18 protein-coding genes and 1 pseudogene are annotated in these 18,432 nt (G+C 66.6%); 10 read left to right on the forward strand and 9 right to left on the reverse strand.

The window, feature by feature from the left end; genetic code table 11:
- Positions 1-549 precede the first annotated feature (549 nt).
- A complete protein-coding gene (locus ACPCUW_RS14440; RefSeq protein WP_146098557.1) occupies positions 550-2,607 on the forward strand; it encodes a TcpD family membrane protein in 2,058 nt (685 codons plus the stop codon).
- Positions 2,608-2,609: 2 nt separating this feature from the next.
- Here the strand turns inward: ACPCUW_RS14440 and ACPCUW_RS14445 are convergent, their stop codons facing one another.
- Positions 2,610-3,605: a LysR family transcriptional regulator gene (locus ACPCUW_RS14445; RefSeq protein WP_423425297.1), complete on the reverse strand. Its 996-nt coding sequence runs from the start codon at positions 3,603-3,605 to the stop codon at positions 2,610-2,612.
- A gap of 192 nt (positions 3,606-3,797) precedes the next feature.
- Here ACPCUW_RS14445 and ACPCUW_RS14450 point away from each other — a divergent pair, with 192 nt between their 5' ends.
- The 6 genes from ACPCUW_RS14450 (at position 3,798) to ACPCUW_RS14475 (ending at position 9,635) form a co-directional block, all read left to right on the forward strand.
- Positions 3,798-5,240, forward strand: a complete 1,443-nt coding sequence (locus ACPCUW_RS14450; protein WP_063030384.1) for a form I ribulose bisphosphate carboxylase large subunit — start codon at positions 3,798-3,800, stop codon at positions 5,238-5,240.
- Between the two features lie 41 nt (positions 5,241-5,281).
- Positions 5,282-5,704, forward strand: a complete 423-nt coding sequence (locus ACPCUW_RS14455) for a ribulose bisphosphate carboxylase small subunit (RefSeq protein WP_423425300.1) — start codon at positions 5,282-5,284, stop codon at positions 5,702-5,704.
- Between the two features lie 25 nt (positions 5,705-5,729).
- Positions 5,730-6,758, forward strand: a complete 1,029-nt coding sequence (locus ACPCUW_RS14460; protein WP_423425301.1) for an AAA family ATPase — start codon at positions 5,730-5,732, stop codon at positions 6,756-6,758.
- Positions 6,743-7,819 carry a class 1 fructose-bisphosphatase gene (locus ACPCUW_RS14465; protein WP_104363876.1) on the forward strand — a complete coding sequence of 359 codons (1,077 nt, stop codon included), beginning with the start codon at positions 6,743-6,745 and terminating at the stop codon, positions 7,817-7,819. The genes ACPCUW_RS14460 and ACPCUW_RS14465 overlap by 16 nt, the downstream gene beginning before the upstream one ends.
- A 26-nt stretch (positions 7,820-7,845) precedes the next feature.
- Positions 7,846-8,724: a phosphoribulokinase gene (locus tag ACPCUW_RS14470; protein ID WP_423425303.1), complete on the forward strand. Its 879-nt coding sequence runs from the start codon at positions 7,846-7,848 to the stop codon at positions 8,722-8,724.
- 74 nt (positions 8,725-8,798) lie between these two features.
- Positions 8,799-9,635 (forward strand): hypothetical protein, encoded by an 837-nt coding sequence (locus ACPCUW_RS14475; protein ID WP_423425305.1) that lies wholly within the window; start codon positions 8,799-8,801, stop codon positions 9,633-9,635.
- 3 nt (positions 9,636-9,638) lie between these two features.
- On the opposite strand, the gene ACPCUW_RS14480 is transcribed toward ACPCUW_RS14475, so the two are convergent.
- From ACPCUW_RS14480 to ACPCUW_RS14495, 4 genes are all read right to left on the reverse strand, one after another.
- Positions 9,639-10,169 carry an OmpA family protein gene (locus ACPCUW_RS14480; RefSeq protein WP_423425307.1) on the reverse strand — a complete coding sequence of 177 codons (531 nt, stop codon included), beginning with the start codon at positions 10,167-10,169 and terminating at the stop codon, positions 9,639-9,641.
- A 38-nt stretch (positions 10,170-10,207) separates the two neighbouring features.
- Positions 10,208-10,474 (reverse strand): SHOCT domain-containing protein, encoded by a 267-nt coding sequence (locus ACPCUW_RS14485; RefSeq protein ID WP_063014769.1) that lies wholly within the window; start codon positions 10,472-10,474, stop codon positions 10,208-10,210.
- An 11-nt stretch (positions 10,475-10,485) separates the two neighbouring features.
- On the reverse strand, positions 10,486-10,911 hold the full coding sequence (locus ACPCUW_RS14490) for a DUF6325 family protein (protein ID WP_423425397.1): 426 nt from the start codon (positions 10,909-10,911) through the stop codon (positions 10,486-10,488).
- 215 nt (positions 10,912-11,126) lie between these two features.
- Complete coding sequence (locus tag ACPCUW_RS14495; protein WP_423425309.1) at positions 11,127-11,837, reverse strand: YoaK family protein; 711 nt, start codon at positions 11,835-11,837, stop codon at positions 11,127-11,129.
- Positions 11,838-11,975: 138 nt separating this feature from the next.
- Between ACPCUW_RS14495 and ACPCUW_RS14500 the strand changes: the two genes are divergently transcribed.
- Positions 11,976-13,079 (forward strand): winged helix DNA-binding domain-containing protein, encoded by a 1,104-nt coding sequence (locus ACPCUW_RS14500; RefSeq protein ID WP_423425311.1) that lies wholly within the window; start codon positions 11,976-11,978, stop codon positions 13,077-13,079.
- A 673-nt stretch (positions 13,080-13,752) separates the two neighbouring features.
- Here ACPCUW_RS14500 and ACPCUW_RS14505 read toward each other — a convergent pair.
- Positions 13,753-14,157: a VOC family protein gene (locus ACPCUW_RS14505; protein ID WP_104365281.1), complete on the reverse strand. Its 405-nt coding sequence runs from the start codon at positions 14,155-14,157 to the stop codon at positions 13,753-13,755.
- Entirely contained in the window at positions 14,157-14,918 is a 762-nt protein-coding gene (locus tag ACPCUW_RS14510) for an ArsR family transcriptional regulator (RefSeq protein WP_423425313.1), read from the reverse strand. Before ACPCUW_RS14510 ends, ACPCUW_RS14505 begins: the two co-directional genes overlap by 1 nt.
- 71 nt (positions 14,919-14,989) lie before the next feature.
- Between ACPCUW_RS14510 and ACPCUW_RS14515 the strand changes: the two genes are divergently transcribed.
- Complete coding sequence (locus ACPCUW_RS14515) at positions 14,990-16,258, forward strand: APC family permease (RefSeq protein ID WP_423425315.1); 1,269 nt, start codon at positions 14,990-14,992, stop codon at positions 16,256-16,258.
- Here ACPCUW_RS14515 and ACPCUW_RS14520 read toward each other — a convergent pair.
- Positions 16,247-16,691: pseudogene (locus tag ACPCUW_RS14520) on the reverse strand (DUF4158 domain-containing protein); the annotation flags it as partial. The gene ACPCUW_RS14515 and the pseudogene ACPCUW_RS14520 sit on opposite strands and share 12 nt — an antisense overlap.
- Positions 16,692-16,935: 244 nt before the next feature.
- Positions 16,936-17,895: a patatin-like phospholipase family protein gene (locus ACPCUW_RS14525; protein ID WP_423425317.1), complete on the reverse strand. Its 960-nt coding sequence runs from the start codon at positions 17,893-17,895 to the stop codon at positions 16,936-16,938.
- A gap of 104 nt (positions 17,896-17,999) precedes the next feature.
- Here ACPCUW_RS14525 and ACPCUW_RS14530 point away from each other — a divergent pair, with 104 nt between their 5' ends.
- On the forward strand, positions 18,000-18,419 hold the full coding sequence (locus tag ACPCUW_RS14530; RefSeq protein WP_423425319.1) for an NUDIX hydrolase: 420 nt from the start codon (positions 18,000-18,002) through the stop codon (positions 18,417-18,419).
- Positions 18,420-18,432 lie beyond the last annotated feature (13 nt).

Consider the following 18,432-nt stretch of genomic DNA (forward strand, 5'->3'; position numbering starts at 1 on the left):
TGGGACGCCGGCGCTCGAGCTGAGCTCGCGATGTAACGTCGATCGCCGTTTCACCGCCTGGAGACGCGGTCGCCGTCGCTTGCGATGACGACGCGACTCGGGTGATCACGCCTTTCCGTCTGCGTTGCACTGGTTGTCGGCATCGCAGTCTGCAACAGCACTGATATCGAAGCCGGATCGCTGGGCTCCGTAGCGAATTCTGTCTGCGGCGGCTCGGGTTCCGGCCGCGCATCACCTGTGTGAACCCCCTCGACAATGCGAGCGGCGGGTAGTCCGAGCATGTAAAAAAACGCCCCGAGTCGAAGGGCGGCTTTCGGCACGGCTACAACGCTGCTCTCTTACCGGAAGTTGGCACGACCGATGAGAATCGATCGCATTACCGCAGCTTCACAGCCGATGGCGAGTCCGTCGAAGCCCGGCATTTCGCCGATACGCCGCCGGCTCTTTCTTTTCCTGTTTCTCTCGGTGCTGGCCGTCCTCGCACCGCCTGGCATGATCGGAATGGCGCGGGCGCAACCCGGTACCGATACCGGAGACGACAGTTCATCCGTGGATGCCGTCAGTTGGATGCAGATACACGATTCCACCGGGGCCCCGCTGGCGAACTATCAATTCGCCACGAAAGACCCCGGAATACTGCATCCCGGCACCACGGTGTTGTGGTCGGCTCTCGGGTTCGAACTGATCCTGTACGTCGTCATCATGACGACCGCCATATGGCTCATCGGCATGGCCCTCAGCTTCAAATGGCTGGATATGCTGGCAAACCCGCTGCGCGGGCTGGCCTCCGCACTCACCGAACAGCTAGCGACTCCGATGATGCTCGTCACCGCGGCAACCATCGGCGCACTCGTCGTGGCCTGGTTCGTCGTGCGCGGATTCCATTCCAAAGCCACGTCACAAGCGGTAACGATGATTCTCATCGGCATAGCCGGACCGTTCTTCCTGGCGAACCCGCTGGCCGATGTCCTCTCCTCCGACGGACTGATGGCCCAGGGCCGCGACCTCGGCATTGCCGTGGTAGCAGGCCTGCAAGGCCGATCCATGCCCGCGGCCGGTGAATTTGTGAAGAACATCCAGAGCGGCCTGGCGGACAACTTGGTACGCAAGCCGGTGCAGGTATGGAATTTCGGACATGTCATCGACGGCAATTCCGCGTGCCGGAACGCGTGGACCGCCGGAATCACGGCCGGCAGCAAGAATCTGCTGCACTCGGGCCTGGAGAACTGTCATGACATGGATGCGATCCACCGCATCGACCATCCGACGATGTCGCAGGTCGGTACCGGCCTGGTGCTGATCCTCTGCGGCTTGATAACAATCCTGTTCGGCGTCTACATGGCACTCAAGATCATGCGCACGGCGTTCGACGCCATCTACTACGCGTTCATGACGATATTCGGGTTCGCCGCGGGCGGATTCATATACGGACCCACCCAGACGCATCTGGTGCGAAGTCTCGTGCATTCCTTCGTGTCCGGATTCAAAATGGTGGCCTTCATTATATTTCTCGGGATATATCTCGTCCTTCTCGGCGGCCTGTTCGACCAGGCGCAGGGCCAGGTGTTCGCGGTTCTGATAATCGTCGTGTGTGTCGAGATCATCGCGATCACGCAGCTGCGCCGCCTCGATTTCAACCTGGACAGAGGAAACGACTGGATCGCCAACCGATTCGCACTCGCGACCCAGGGTGGCTTCGCCACGGGGGCCGGGGGAAAGACCGCCCTCGGCATGCCCGGTGGCGGATCCGGCGGGCATTCTCCGACGAAGCTTTTGACCACCGTGGCGGCCCTGAACACCTTGAACTCGTCACCGATCGCCGCCTGGGCCGCCGGGCGCACCATGGGACCGCTGAATCCGTTCGCGCTACGGCGCAAGCGCGCGGATCTGGCGAATATGGACAGCGCGCCCCTGAACCGCGAGGGTGCGCAATGGCTCCAGCTGAACCGGCTGAACTGGCGCGAGAAGGCGCTCGCGCGCGCCGGCGGCGACGGTTTGGAGTCGACCCTCGGCGTGGCCAACGCGCTGGACGGGTTGACCGACAGCCGGGTGCCGGATCTGTACCTCGCTCCCACCCTTTTGGCGACCGGAGCCACCGATCAGGGAGTCATCGACGCGCTGCGGGCATTGGCCGTGCAGAAGGCGAGCCTCCGGGACGCGTCGCCGTACGGGTTCGCCCCGCTGCAAAAGGCGCTCGCCGCGTCGATGGCCGTCGACAACCACGTCGGCGATCGCGCGCACGAGGCCTTCTCCGCGCAGGCGGTGGTGGCCGCGGCCAACTTCAGGCGCCACGCCAACGCTCCCGAGGACGGCGCCGCGATCGATCACAATTTCGTGCGGCTGGTCGAGCGATCCTGGGACTCCGAGACGGCGATACGCCGGATCACTCCGGACCAGTGGAACAATGCCGGTCGCGACACCCGCTACTACATCGGCAACCGATTGGCCGAGAACCACCTGGCGATCGCGGAGAGATATCACCGGTCGGTGGTGACCAACGACCCCGCGTTGGAGCAGCACAGGCGCCAGTTGCGGGAATCCGCACGCCGGATCACCAATCTGCACCATCTCAAGCCCGAGATGGGCGCCGATCCCTGGCAGCCGTAACGCTACGGCTCCGGCCGTGGAGACACTTCCGGTCCGGTGCCGGGGCGTCGCGTGGCCGAATGACGCTTCGGGGCCGGGTCGGGGGCGGCGGAGGTGGTCGGCAAGGGGCCGGCGGGGTGGTCGGTGGTCGGGTGGAAGGCGTGGTCACCCACCCGGTCGGGATCGACCATATGCGCGACGAACAGGCGCGCCGCCGGAGTCGGGGTGCCGGTCGTCACCGCATGCCACGGCCGGTCCAGCGGTGTTCCCTCGACCGGCACGACGACCAGATTGCCTTGCGCCACATCGGCTTCCACCGCGTCGCTGTGAATCAGCGTGATCCCCAGCCCTTCCCGGGCGGCGGCGAGGACGGCGCCGTGGGTGCCGAGGGTGAGGGCGGGTGGGCGGATCTGCAGCCGATCCAGCAGGGCCAATGTGGTGTCCCTGGTGCCCGAGCCGGGGCCGCGCAACAGCCAGGTCGTGGTGCGCGGATCGTGGGATCGTCCCGGCGCTCCCACCACGACCAGGCGGCTGGGCCGGCGCGCCCGCACCACCAGTCCGGTGTCGCGCGGCGGACGCCCGGCGATCACGAGATCGGTTTCGTGGTGCTGTAATTCGATGAACAGCAGATCGCGCGGGTGGATCGACAGACCCAGTTCGATCTCGGGGTAGCGGTCGCGAAACGACACCAGCAGCCGCAGCAGCACGTATTCCCCGGCGGTCGCCACCACCCCGATACGCAACCGCCCCGTTTCGGCGCGGCGGACCGCGGCATGCGCCTCTTTCATCAAACCCAGGATGCTGCGGCAGTATTCGGCATAGACCCGCCCCGCCTCGGTGAGTGCGATACCGCGTCCGGATTTCGCGATCAGTTTCGCGCCGAGCTGCTTTTCGATATGTGCCACCGCCGCCGATGCGGCCGCCTCGGTGATGTGCAGTTGCGCAGCGGCGCGCCGAATGCTGTTGTGCCGGGCCACAGCCAGGAACGTTTCCATTCGGACCGCACTCACCGTTCCCATCTACAGACGGTAGCAAACTCAACGATTCGGTTGAGCGAGACCGGAAACAATCGAATTGTCCTCGCCGGGCGGTGCCCGCATCCTGAATCTGCGCACTCGCCGCACCATCCCAAGAAGTGTCGCAGGTGAGATTCGCGCAGCGGCTCGCGACGCCGACCGGGTGCGGGTGTCCCGCAAAATACAGGAGGACCGATGACCGACGAATCGACTCGTGACCGCTGGGATCCGGGCGTGCACTCGTATGCGTCGATGGGCTATTACGACGCGGACTATCAACCGTGCGATACCGATGTGCTGGCGGTGTTCCGGGTGACGCCGCAACCGGGGGTGGACCCGATCGAGGCGGCAGCTGCCGTGGCCGGCGAATCCTCCACTGCCACATGGACTGTCGTGTGGACCGACCGGCTCACCGCGCACGACCGCTACCGGGCCAAATGCTATCGGGTCGAGGAGGTACCGGGGCGGCCGGGAGAGTATTTCGCCTATATCGCCTATGATCTGGACCTTTTCGAAGAGGGCTCGATCACCAATCTCACGTCCTCGGTGATCGGCAATGTCTTCGGTTTCAAACCGCTCCAGGCATTGCGGCTCGAGGACATGCGTATTCCGGTGGCCTATGTCAAGACCTTTCAGGGACCGCCGCACGGAATCGTTATGGAACGGGAATATCTGAACAAGTACGGCCGGCCGTTGCTGGGGGCGACCGTGAAGCCGAAACTCGGCCTCTCGGCGCGCAACTACGGACGGGTGGTGTACGAGGCGTGTAAGGGCGGCCTCGATTTCACCAAGGACGACGAGAACATCAACTCGCAGCCGTTCATGCGATGGCGCGATCGCTATCTGTTCGCCATGGAGGGCGTGAACCGTGCAACCGCGGAAACGGGAGAATTGAAGGGTCATTATCTCAATATCACGGCCGCCACGATGGAGGATATGTACGAGCGCGCGGAGTTCGCGAAATCGCTCGGCAGCGTGATCGTGATGATGGACCTCACCGTCGGCTACACGGCGATGCAGTCGATGTCGAAGTGGGCGCGGCGCAACGGCATGCTGTTGCATCTGCACCGGGCCGGGCATTCGACGTTCACCCGGCAGAAGACCCACGGTGTCAGCTTCCGGGTGCTGGCGAAATGGTGCCGCCTCATCGGCGTGGATCACCTGCACGCCGGCACCGTCATCGGCAAGCTCGAGGGGGACCCGCACACGGTGAAGGGTTTCTACGATACGTTGCGCGACAACCACATTCCGGCCAATCCGCGCAACGGCATCTTCTTCGACCAGGACTGGGCGAGTCTGCCCGGAGTGATGCCGGTGGCATCGGGCGGAATCCACGCGGGGCAGATGCATCAACTCCTGGATCTGTTCGGCGACGACGCGATCCTGCAGTTCGGCGGCGGCACCATCGGCCACCCGATGGGTATCGCCGCGGGCGCGGAGGCCAACCGGGTCGCCCTGGAGGCAATGGTCAAGGCGCGCAACGAAGGTCGCGATCTGCTGAAGGAGGGTCCCGACGCCCTGCGCGCCGCGGCGAAGATCTGTCCGTCACTGGACGTCGCGCTCGCGACCTGGGGCGATGTCACCTTCGACTACACCTCCACCGACGCCCCCGACGCGGTACCGACGGTCACCGCCTGACCGCCCGGCCCGATCGACCCGACGACACACAAGGAGACGCAATGCATCTGCGTCAAGGGACGTTCTCCCATCTGCCCGACCTGGCCGATACCGAAATCGGCGCTCAGATCCGCTATGCGCTGCTCAACAACTGGCCCGTCTCGATCGAGTACACCGACGATCCGCATCCACGCAACGTCTACTGGGAGATGTGGGGGTTGCCGCTGTTCGACCTCGACGAACCCGACGGTGTGCTCGCCGAGGTGAACGCCTGCCGTTCGACGTTCCCGCACCACTACATCCGCGTCAACGCCTACGACGCGAGCTACGGCCGGCAGACGACCGCACTGAGTTTCCTGGTGCAGCGGCCCACCGACGAACCGGGCTTCCTGGTGGTACGCACCGAGACCGAGGATCGCCGGCAGCATTACGGCCTGCGGTCCTACGCCACCGACGTGCCCGCGGGCGCGCGCTACCGGGACTGAGGCGATGGTGGACGGGAGGCCGGCGATGTCCGGCGGCACACCGGGCAGCGGATCGGGATTCCGGATGTACCGGCCCGGGGCGAGCGGTGCGGGTGCGAATCACATCGAGCCGCCCGCGGATCCCGACCCGTCGGAGATCACGCTGGCCGACGACGCGACCGTCGATCTGTCGACGGATCTGGCCGGTAAGAACGTCGAGGACACCCTGGCCCGCCTCGATGCGGAACTGATCGGGCTGGCCACGGTCAAGCAGCGGGTGCGCGAGATCGCGGCGTTGCTGCTGATCGACCGGGCCCGGCAGCGGTTCGGATTGCAGGCCGACCGTCCCACCATGCACATGAGTTTCACCGGCGGTCCCGGCACCGGGAAGACAACGGTCGCCCTGCGGATGGCGGAGATGCTGCACGCCCTCGGCTACATCCGGAAACCGAAGGTGCACACGGTGACCCGCGACGACCTGGTGGGCCAGTTCATCGGCCACACCGCACCCAAGACCAAGGAAGCACTGGCCAAAGCGGCGGGGGGAGTGCTGTTCATCGACGAGGCCTATTACCTGTTCCGGCCGGAGAACGAACGGGACTACGGACAGGAGGTCATCGAGATCCTGCTGCAGGAGATGGAGACCGAACGTTCCAGCCTGGTGGTGATCTTCGCCGGATATCCGGACCGGATGGAGACGTTCTTCTCCGCGAATCCCGGTCTGTCCTCGCGCGTGGCCCACCACATCGAATTCCCGGACTACACGCGCGAGGAACTGCTGGCGATCGCGGAAGTGATGGTGGCACAGCAGAATTTCCGGTTCGGCGATTCGGCGGCAGCGGCCTTCGACGACTACCTCGAGGTGCGGATGGCGCGGCCGCGGTTCGCGAATGCGCGCAGTGTCCGCAACGCCGTGGACCGGTGCCGGCTGCGCCAGGCCAATCGGCTCGTGCAGGAGCATCGCCCGCTCGGCAAGGCCGATCTGACGACGTTGACGGCCGAAGACATCTACGGCAGCAGCGTTTTCGGCGATGGTGCGCGTGCCGCGGAGGAGGTGGCATGCCCGACGGAATGAAAACCCTCACCCGCTACACGATCGAACAGGAACATCGGCATCCCGGTTCTTCCGGAGAATTCTCCGCGCTGCTGAATGTGGTGTCCACCGCGGCGAAGATCATCGCCAATCAGGTGACCCGCGGTCGCATCGTGGGCGCGCTCGGCGCATCCGACGGCACGGATCCGCCGGTGAGCCTGCATCGACGCATGGACGCCATCGCCAACGACATCATGGTGGAGCAATCCGAATCGAGCGGGCCGTTGTCGGCGCTGCTGTCGGAACAGATGAACGGATTCCATCCGGTGCCGGGGGAGGTGCGCCGCGGCAAATACATGCTGGCCTTCGATCCCCTGGACGGCTCCTCGAATATCGACGTGAACCTGCCGGTCGGCACGATATTCAGTGTGCTGCGCGCACCGGAGGACGGGCGGGCGCCGCAGGCGGCGGATTTTCTGCAACCGGGCGTACGGCAGGTGTGCGCGGGATTCACGCTGTACGGCCCGGCGACGATGCTGGTTCTCACCACCGGCAGCGGAGTCGACGGATTCACTCTCGATCGGGAGATCGGCGCCTTCGTCCTCACTCATCCCCGCATGCGCATTCCGGAGGACACCTCGGGATTCGCGATCAATGCCGCCAACGAGCGGTTCTGGCAGCGCCCGGTGCGGCGTTATGTGCACGAATGTCTCGACGGGGTGGAGGGGCCGCGGTCGCGCGACTTCAATATGCGCTGGGTGGCGTCGCTGGTCGCCGACGCCTTTCATATCCTCACCCGCGGCGGGGTCTACCTGTATCCGTACGACACCCGCGATCCCGGCCGGCCGGGGCGGGTCTCGCTGCTCTACGGCGCCAATCCCATCGCCTTTGTCATCGAACAGGCCGGCGGTGCCGCGACTACCGGCCATGAACGGGTGCTCGAGGTGATTCCCGAGCACCTGCATCAGCAGATCCCGCTGGTTTTCGGATCGCTCAACGAGGTGCGCCGGATCGAGCGCTATCACCGTGAACCCGATGCCGGGCCACCGTTCGACGCGTCGTTGTTCGGCACCCGCACCCTGTTCCGACCGGCGCGCCATTGAACGCCGGCTGATCGAATCGAGACGTCATGTCGCGCAAGCATCCCGTGGTCGCCATTACCGGTTCCTCCGGCGCCGGAACGACCAGCGTCACCCGGACCTTCCAGGAGATCTTCCGGCGGGAGGGCATCAATGCCGCGATCGTGGAGGGGGATTCGTTCCATCGCTACGATCGCGGCCAAATGCAGGCGGCGATGGCCGAGGCCGAAGCCGATCTGAACCTGCATTTCTCGCATTTCGGCCCGGAGGCCAATCTGCTCACCGAACTGGAAAGCCTCTTTCGCGATTACGGCCAGTCCGGCGTCGGCCTGGTGCGCAAATATCTGCACGACGAGACCGAGGCCAAACCCTACGGACTGGAACCGGGCACGTTCACGCCGTGGGAGGAAATCGCCCCCGGCAGCGACCTGCTGTTCTACGAGGGGTTGCACGGCGCCGCGGTCACCGGCACCGTCGATGTGGCGCGTTACGCGGATCTGCTGGTGGGTGTGGTGCCCATAGTGAACCTGGAATGGATTCAGAAGGTCATTCGTGACAAGACCGAGCGAGGCTATTCCAGCGAGGCGGTGATCGATACGATCCTGCGGCGCATGCCCGACTACGTGAAGTACATCTGCCCGCAGTTCTCGCGCACGTACGTCAATTTTCAACGGGTGCCGACCGTGGACACCTCGAATCCGTTCACCGCCCGCAGCATTCCGACCGCCGACGAGAGTTTCGTCGTGATCCGTTTCGCCGATCCGAAGGTGATCGATTTCCCGTATCTGCTGTCGATGCTGCACGATTCGTTCATGTCGCGCCCGAACTGCATCGTGGTGCCGGGCGGCAAGATGGATCTGGCGATGCAGCTGATCTTCACCCCGCTCATTCTGCGGTTGATGGACAAGCGACCCGGCCCGCGCGCATAACCCGGCCACGAATATCGGTGTTTCGGCGCTCGCGCACACGCATCGGCCGGAGTTGAATCGACGCTATGTGGTCGATGAATCTGAGCGCCACGACGGCCGCGGCGCGCCGGGGTTCACCGGGTTCCTGGTCCGGGCCGCTCCGGCAGGTGATCGGCGAATTCGCCGATATCGAAATCGTGGATCGATCGATGACGCTGGCGGCCAAGATCTTCACCTGCGTGCTGCCCGTGATCATCGCCGGGTCCGTCTTCTCCCAGCTGGATCTCGCGACCCGCGCGATCGACGACCAACTGGGCCTGGACCGGGCGACGTTCCGGTCCGCCTTCGGTGTCGTCGCGGCAAGCGATCCGACATTCGCCGCGTTCGGGGTCGTCGGGTTGCTGATGGTCGTGATCAGCGGCGCCTCGTTCGCCAAAACCCTCGCCCGGATCTACGGCAAGCTGTGGGATGTGCCGGCGATCGGTTTGCGCGATGCCTGGCGCTGGCCGGTGGTCCTGCTTGTCGTCGCATTCTCGGCGGCGACCATCGGGGCCGTGCGCGAACTCGCCGGACTGCGCTACTTCGGACTGCCTCTCACCGTCGGCGGCGAGTTGCTGGTGTGGATGATCGTGTGGACCCTCTGCGCGTACCTGCTCACGCTGGGCAAGCTGCGCGGGCCGGCACTGTGGACGACCGGGGCCCTGACAGCTGTCGGACTGACGGCGGTCCGGGCGGCGGGACGTCTGGTACTGCCGAAGATCACGGCGTCCGCGCAGGCCAAGTTCGGGCTGCTGGGCCCGGTGTTCACCGCCATCAGTTGGCTTTTCGTGCTGTCGCTGGTGGTGGTCGGGGCGGCGACGATCACCAAGGTGCTGATGCCCGGCCCGACGCGCACGGAGGCGGAGGGCGGCGAGCCGGCCGCCGAACGGTGACGGCTATTTCATGGTGACGGAGATCGTCGCCTGATCGATCTGCACGTTCGACTCGATCGGATTGCCCTCCGCGTGGACGGAGATGCGCCCCTTGTCGATCCCCTCGTTCTGCAGGGCCGTGGCGACGTTGTTGCCCCGCGCCTCGGCGAGCGAGTCGGCCGCCCCGGAGTTCGAGTCGACGGCGTAGGTTTCGATCTTCACCGCGGTGTCGTTGCCCTTGAGCGGAAGCGCCACCGCTTTGATCGTGGCGACGTCGGTCGGGCTCAGATCGGAGCTGCCCTTGTCGAAGGTGATCGGCGCCGCGGACAGGACGCCGTTGATCGCGTTCTGCACCGCCTGCTGCGCGGAGTTGAGGGCCGAGCCGACCACCGACGAGGCCGTGGTGGCGAGACTGCTTCGCATATCGGTGTGCTCGCCGTGCTCCGTGGTCGTGACCGTGGCCGGACTGCTGTTGTTGTCCGAGGAACATGCGGCGATCGGAATCAGCGCTGCCGCACCGGTCGCCAGCACTGCTACCGCCTTGACGAGTTTCATGCTGCTTCTCCTGATCTCCGTGTGGTGGCGCCCGGTGGTCACGACGCGAGAATGCGCGCCTTCTCCGATTCGAATTCCTGCTCGGTGAGCACCCCCTGGGCCTTCAACTCGCCCAATTGCTTCAGGGCGGCGATGCGGTCGGTGCCCCCGCCGCTCGGTGCGGGCGGCGGCGGTTGTTGCTGGTACTGATACTCCTCCTGCGCGGCCCAGCGCTGGCCCTGACGGCGCGACACGCGATTGGATACGGCCGTGGCCGTTCCGGCGACCACCGCGGTGCGGGCGACGCCACGAAGTAGTCCGGGCATGCTGCTTCTCCTTAGGTATCAGCCTCGAGTTTGTCGAGGGTCGAGAGGATGGCCTGCACCGGAATGCGGCCGGACGCGACGAGTTCGGCGCCGTTGCGCCGCAACGCGACCGCCAGTGGGGCCGCCCACGCGTTCTCGTAGAGGAGGACCGCGGCCGAATGGCCGGGCTCCAAGGCGTTACCGGCTTCGCGCAGATCACCCTCGTCGAGCAACCCGGTCGCCGCCTCGGCGAACAGGGTCACATCCAGGTCTCCGGTCAACCCGACGTCGGCGATGTCGATCCCGCTCAGCGAACCGTCGGCATCCTTGTGCACGAAGGCCAGATCCAGGACTCGGATGACACCGCGGTCCACCAGATCTCGCAGCAGCGGCAACGCCGATCCGTCCGGTTGCCGGTCGGCGGGAAACTCGATGACGAGATAGTCGATCGGACCCATCTCGTCGATATCGGCAGCAGTGTTCACCGGAACCTCATTTCTCCGACGCCTGACCCTCTGATACGAACCCTCTGAGACCTACATCCACCGCAACCCAGGTCCGGGCGGGTCGGCGACAGCGCGAACGCGGCCGGCGAGACGACCTGACATCTATGATTCGGTGCCGCCGGTCGCGCAGATACCACGGCCGCGCCCGTTACTCGCAGGAGTGCCCGTCAGTCCGACGAGGGATGGCGCTGCACCCAGCTGAGGTCCGCGCGCCAGGTGTAGGCGGCCACGATCGCGGAGGCGATGACGGCGGTGTAGAGCATGTCGCCGCCCTCGACGACCAGCGAGACCAGACCGCCGATCAAGGCGCCGGCGGCGAACGACAGCCACTGCACCGCGTAGCCCAGCCATTCACGATGGGTGCCGCCGGCCATATGCCGCTCCACGCCCTGAGCGAATTTCACCAGGGTTCCGGTGACGTAGGTGACCGGGATCGACACCTCGCCCTTCTTGACGAACGAGGTGTTCAGCGACCCCATCCCGAACGAGACGAGCAGGATCGGCACCAGTCCGAGATCGGAGTCGTGCCGGTAGAGAATCGTGTCGAGGACGGCGGCCGCTGTGAGGGCGGCGGTGGCGAGCATGGTCGCGCCGTGCGGGTGATTGCGCCACCAGTGCCGGCGGCAGATCGAGGCCACCAGGACGCCGGCGAGAAAGAACACGATCAGGGCGAAGGCGCCGGCCGCGAGGGTGTAGTCGCCGAGAAATCCGCCGATGACGGCACGCTCGGTGTTGCCGGTCATGAACGTGACGAAATAGCCCTCGGAGTGGGTGTAGGCGGCCGCGCCCACGAATCCGGCCAGGATCAGCAGTGCCGAGGCGAGCCGGGTCTCCAGCGTCCAGAACGGCTCGGGGGAGTCTTCGGATTTCGGAGTCACGGCAACAGACTAGCAATACATGCACAAACACGCATGAATTGCCCTCGAGGTGTGCGAGGCGTCACGCCTCCGTGGTTGTCGGTGGTGAGCCGTAAGGTGAGCGCGCGGATCGGCGGGTGTGCGGACGTGGGAGGTGCGGTGAAGGTCACATGGGGTCAGGTGTTCGCGTGGCGATTGCGGCGAGGCTTCGTCGAAGCGCGTGAGGGCGGGGATGCGGTCGCGGTGGCGCGGCGACTGGCCGGGGTGCAGGCGCAGGTGACGTCCGCGGCGGAGACCGCGGTGGCCGTGCGGCGCGGGGGAGCGCCCGGAGAGCTCGTCCGCGCTCTCGACGCCGGCGAGCTGCTGAAGACGTGGGCGATGCGCGGCACGCTGCACGCGATGACACCCGACACCGCGGCCGCCGCGCTGGCTCTGATCGCCTCGGCGCGCACGTGGGAGAAGCCCGCGTGGCAACGCAATTTCGGCGCCGACCCCGGGGAAGTGAAGGCGCTGACCGACGCGGTCGCCGAACTGCTCGACGGCGGCGCCGTGCTGAGCCGGACGGAACTGGTCGACGAACTGGTACGTGACCGCCGCTTCGCGGCGATGGGTGAGCAGCTGCGGTCCGGCTGGGGCGCGCTGTTGAAACCGCTGGCCTGGCAAGGGGCGCTGTGTTACGGGCCCGCTCGCGGATCATCGGTGACCTTCACCGCCCCGGCGCATGCGGTGAGCGATTGGAGCGGCCTGCCGCCCGCCGACATCGCGGCGTCACGCCTGATCCACGCCTATCTCGGCGCCTACGGTCCGGGCACACCGGAGGCGTTCAACGCCTGGCTCATCCGTGGCGTGTTGCGCAAAACCACTGTGCGCCAATGGTTCTCCGATCTGGGATCCGAACTCACCGAAGTCGATGTCGAGGGCCGCCGGACCTGGATCCGCACCGAGGACGCCGCCGATCCGGCCGCCACCACTCCCACCGACAGCGTCCGCCTGCTCGGTCCCTTCGACCAATACGTTCTCGGCCCCGGCACCACGGATCCGGTCCTCCTCCCTCCGGCCCATCGCACGAAGGTCAGCCGGACCGCCGGCTGGATCTCGCCCCTGGTCCTCGTCGGTGGCCGGATCGCCGGAACGTGGGAAACCATCGACAACACCCTCACCGTGAGCATGTTCGACGACGAACATGTCGACTCGGAGCTACTCCGGGCCGAAGCCGTCCATCTCGCCCGCGCCACCGGCCGCGACCAACTGAACCTGGGCTGAGCTCTTCGAGAGCTGCTCCCGCTGCCGGTCGGCCAGCGCTGCATCGGCACGACTTGGGGTCCCAGCAGCAATCACCGAAAAAACAACGGATATGGAAAAGACGCAGCTCAGCGTCGGCGGTCGGTTGTGGCGGGCGGCGCCGCGGCGGCGGGTGCGGGGTTTGGCGCCTTTGGACTTCACCGGGGCGCGTCGGCCCGTCTGGTCCAGGTCTTCGATGTTGAGCTGGAGTAGTTCCTCTGCGCGAGCGCACCAGTGCAGCCATTTGCCGACCGCGGCGCGCCGGGAGTTCCAGGGCGCGTGAGCGCCCGATCGGGCCGGGCTCGTCGAGGGCGTCGACGGTCTTGACGATCGCGATGGCGTAGGCGCGACGGGTGTTGGGCGATCCGATGGTGTCCAGGAACGCCTCGGCCGCGCAGCGCAGAGTCCGTGCCGGCGGGTTCGCAGCCGGGTCACCTTCGCCGCCATCCCCCCGCCTTCGCCTGGGTTGCCCCGGATAACAGCCCGTTATCCGGGGTATAGCAGGCATTCGGGCGACGCTGTTGAACCCGCAGGCATGAGCAGATATCCGTCGAAGGTGCGACCGAGTTGACCGGGACAGCACACGTTTTGCCACCAAGTAGTGCACTGGGTGCGCGATCACAGGAAGGTAATACGGCGTCGCCTGCCGGACCGATCACCGCGGCGTGCTGCTGACCGCGGTGGCCGGTTGGAACAGTTCGATCAGGTTGCCGGCGGGGTCGGCGAGCAGAATTTGGCGGCCGCCTGGGCCGCTGACCAGGTCGCTGCGGAATTCGATGTCGCTGGCGCGGAGGCGTTCGATCTCGGCGTCGAGGTCGGCGACGACGAGGTGGATGCGATTGGCGCCTGGTCCGGCGGCGTCAGCGGGGGTGGCGCGTGCGCCGGAACTGGCTGGGCCCGAAAGCAATAGGCGCAGTGGACCTCGGACGACGTCGGCGAAAGCGGGGATGGCGTAGGTGTGCAGGGTGAAACCGAGGTGGCCGGTGTAGAAGTCGGCCGCTGCCTGGACGTCATCGACGAGGTAGCGGACGCTGGCGTATTCGGTGGTGGATGGTGTCATCAGGCAGTCCTTTTCGTGAGAGTCGGCAGCAGATAGCGGATGCGGGTGTCGATTTCGGCGGCCGTGGCTTGAAACCTCGGGTACGTGTCGTCGTCGCTGCCGTGTGAGGCCGCCGGGTCGGGGATGCTCCAGTGGATCCATCGAGGGTCGTCACCGAAGTCCGGACAGACCTCCCGGGCCTTGTCGCATAGGGTGATCACCGCATCGAAGCGATGATCGGCGAGGGTGTCGAGGCGGCGGGGAAGGCGGCCGGCCAGGTCGATGCCGTACTCTTGCCGCAGCACTCGCACCGTGTCGGTATGCATGACCGGCTTCGGATTGCTTCCGGCGCTGAACACCTCGACTCGGCCGCCCGTGCGCAAGCGCAACAGCTCTTCGGCGATCGCGGAGCGGGCGCTGTTGCCGGTGCAGACGAACAGCACCGCGAACGGCGTCGCGGGTTCGAATGCGGTGGGCGCGGGCGTCATTCGCAAGGCCGGGTGCAGTACTGTCCCGGCTCCGGCGAGCAGCTCGGCGCTGTGGTCCAGGTCCAGGTGGTAGTAGCTGTCTCGGCCGTCGTGACTGCTGCGCGTGGCGGTGACGAGGCCACCGTCGCGTAGTAGTCGCAGGTGGTAGGAGATCAGATTCTGTGGCTCGCCCACGCGGGCCACCAGCTCTCGCACGCGATAGTCGCTGTCCGACAGCTCGGTCAGCAACTGCCAGCGCAGCGGGTGCGCGGCGAGATGAACAAACGGTGGGACCGCTTGACGGGTCGACGTCATAGGCTGAGGATAGCAGCGATTACATCAACTGTATTTGATGTATTTACGAATCGGTCTGCGTCAGGAGCATGGTGTCCAGGAAATCGGGGTCGGTCGCGACGGAGGAGCTGCGTCGCAGCTTGGGGCTGAGCGATGCTGTCGTGATCGGGCTCGGCGCCATGATCGGGGCGGGGATCTTCGCCGCCCTGGGTCCGGCGGCGCGGGCAGCGGGCTCGGGCCTGTTGCTCGGGCTCGCGGTCGCGGCGGTGGTGGCGTACTGCAATGCGACCTCTTCGGCGCGGTTGGCCGCACGTTATCCGGCCTCGGGTGGCACGTATGTGTATGGGCGCGAACGGCTCGGCGCGTTCTGGGGATATCTGGCCGGATGGTGTTTCGTGGTCGGCAAGACCGCGTCATGTGCGGCGATGGCCTTGACTGTCGGCGCGTACGCGTGGCCGCAGCAGGCCCACGCCGTCGCCGCCGCGGCGGTCATCGCGCTGACCGCGGTCAACTATCGCGGTGTACAGAAGTCGGCCCTGCTGACCCGGGTGATCGTGTCGATCGTGCTGGCCGTGCTCGCCGCGGTGGTGGTCGCGTCCTCCACCTGCGGCACCGCCGATGCCGCACGGCTGCAATGGGGTTCGGACATCACCGTTGTCGGGGTGTTGCAGGCAGCGGGACTGCTGTTCTTCGCCTTTGCCGGATACGCGCGGATCGCCACCCTCGGTGAGGAGGTCCGCGACCCCGCTCGCACGATTCCCCGCGCGATTCCGCTCGCCTTGGGAATCACTTTGCTCGTGTACGCGGTTGTGCTTGTCGCGGCACTGAGTGTGCTCGGGCCGCAAGGATTGTCGGAAACGATCGCTCCGCTGTCGAGCGTGGTGGCGGCTGCCGGTGTCGGCTGGCTCGAGCCGGTGGTGCGCATCGGAGCCGTGATCGCCGCGCTCGGTTCGCTGCTCGCCTTGATCCTCGGAGTCTCGCGCACGACGCTGGCGATGGCCCGCGACCGGCATCTACCGCACGCCCTGGCAGCGGTCCATCCCCGATTCGCCGTGCCGCATCGCGCTGAACTGGCAGTCGGCGCGATCGTCGCCATCGCCGCCGCAACCACCGATGTCCGTGCCGCGATCGGGTTCTCGTCCTTCGGCGTACTGCTCTACTACGCGATCGCCAACGCGGCCGCCTGGACACTGACCCCATCCGAGGGCCGGCCAGCGCGGCTCATCCCCGTGGTCGGGTTGGTCGGCTGCCTGGTCCTCGCCTGCACGCTGCCAGCGCTGTCGGTGCTCACCGGCAGCGCGGTCGTTGTGCTCGGCGCCGCGATCTATCTCGTTCGCCGCAGGACCACCGCGGCGGCGTGACCCCCCCAGCGACGCATCGGTGACCAGCAGCCGCGTCCAGCTCGACGCAGCGGGCCGGAGTGAACTCGGGGGCCAGACGGTCGTAGGTCTCGCGCTGGGCCTGCGCACGGGCGTGGGCGATGCGTTCGACCATGCTCACCGGGCCTGGTCGGATCACCCGACTCGGTGGGATGGAACTTCAACTGCTCGGCCAGCCGCGCCACCGCCACCCGCGGGGCGGTCACCACGCGATCGGGCCCGAACCCAACTACGGCAGCGTGCACAACGCGATCGCAATCCCGAGCCGATCGGCCGGACCGCGACCACGCCCGGGATCGATGAAGGCGGCATCGGCCGGCGACAGGGTGAAGTACCGAAACAGCTCCTCGCGGCTGATCTCCGGGAACTCCCGCAGCCGCGCCAAATCCCCATCCGCGAACACCCGCGTTGCCACGAATCCTGAGCTCCGGCACCAACCAATAACGTTGGGAGCCAACCCAACCAGCAACCAGCGATCACCGCAGACCGAACCCGTGATTCAGCCTCGGCCCACCGCGGCTACGCCATATCCGTTGTTTTTTCGGCAGTTGCTACCGGAACCCCGACTTGGCCCCGGAACAGGTAAGCCGGCTCGATCCGCAAGGGGAGTTGCCGCAGGTCGTTGCCGGGATTCGGGTGGATTCGACAGTTGCGCCGACTCAGGTTGCCACGTTTCCCGCGGATTCGAGCGCGCCGCCGAGCGCCGCCAAGGTTGCCGCGCGCCCCAGGTCCAAGGCGCGCAACAGAACCGCGGAATCGCGGGCGACCCGGCCGATCGTTGGCGCGCCCAGGGGTGGGCGGATCTGGAGAATCGACGGGTCGGCCGTCATGCGGTGCTCGTCGGCTGCGAACTGCGCGGCGCGGGCGAACCAGCTCTCGGCCACTTTCGGGCCCGAAGCGCCGAGCACCTGCGCGACCACGCGCCGTTCGAAATCCGAAGGGACGCTGGGCTTCTCATCGGCCCGCCGGGTGCGCAGCACCACGATGTGGGTGGCGCCCTGGGCGCGGGCGGTGGTGATCGGCACCGATTCGGACAGTCCGGCGTCGACGTAGCGCCCGTCGCCCACCGCCACGGGACGTCCGGCCAGAACCGGCATGCAGGTGCTGGCGCGCAGCGCGCGCTGCAGGGTGGGGATATCGCTGATGTGTGGGCGCAGATCGACGGCGCTGCCGTCGGCGATATCGGTGCCGATCGGGTGGAAGGTGACCGCATTGCCGAGGATCGCCGCGAAATCCATCGGGACGACGCGCTCGTACACGGTGTGCACCAGATATCGGGTGTCCACGACCCGACCGCCGCGCAACGCCCGGGCCGGGGAGATCACCCGCCGCACCACATCGGAATGCCAGGCGCGCCGCGCCCGCGCCGCTCGCCCGCACAGCAGCCACGCCCCGTTCAGCGCGCCGGCCGAGGCGCCGTAGACCGCGTCGAAACACCGCAGCACCCCGAGTTCTTCCAGACCGGTCACCATGCCGTGCGAATAGACACCGCGGGCCGAGCCACCCTCGATGACCAGGGCCAGGCGGGCCCCATCGCGATGCTCGCCGGCGGCGCTGCCGCGGCGGAAGCGTTGCGCGATCAGATCCACCGGACCCGTCGGCTGCGTACTGTCCGGCATCGCACCACACCTTCCGATCACTGCGTTCAGCTCTGTCTATCACGCGGCCGCGGAGGCGTCGTCCGACGCTCGGGTGGTCGGGTACACCCGGGTAGGCTGCGCGGATGCGGATCGAATCGTCACGACGCCTCATCGATACCGTGGCATGGGTGCTGATCGAGGACGGCCGGATCCTGTGCGCCCGCCCGGACGGCAAGGACGAGTTCTACATTCCCGGCGGCAAGCGCGAGGGCGAGGAGACCGATCGGCAGACGCTGATCCGGGAGATCTCCGAGGAGCTCACCGTGGTGCTGATTCCGGAATCGGTGGCCCACGTCGGCACCTACGAGGCCGAATTGCCCGGCACCACCGAGGTTTCGGTGCGAATGAGCTGTTACACCGCGGACTACGCCGGCACCATCGAGCCGAGCAGTGAAATCGCCGAAATCGCCTGGTTCACCTACGCCGACCGGGCCGCGGTGCCGCCTGTCGACCAGGTGTTGTTCGATGATCTGGTGGCGCGCGGACTGCTACCGGCGCAGTGACCGTGGCCCGGCG

The organism is Nocardia sp. AB354, assembly GCF_049538315.1.
Classification (GTDB): domain Bacteria; phylum Actinomycetota; class Actinomycetes; order Mycobacteriales; family Mycobacteriaceae; genus Nocardia; species Nocardia nova.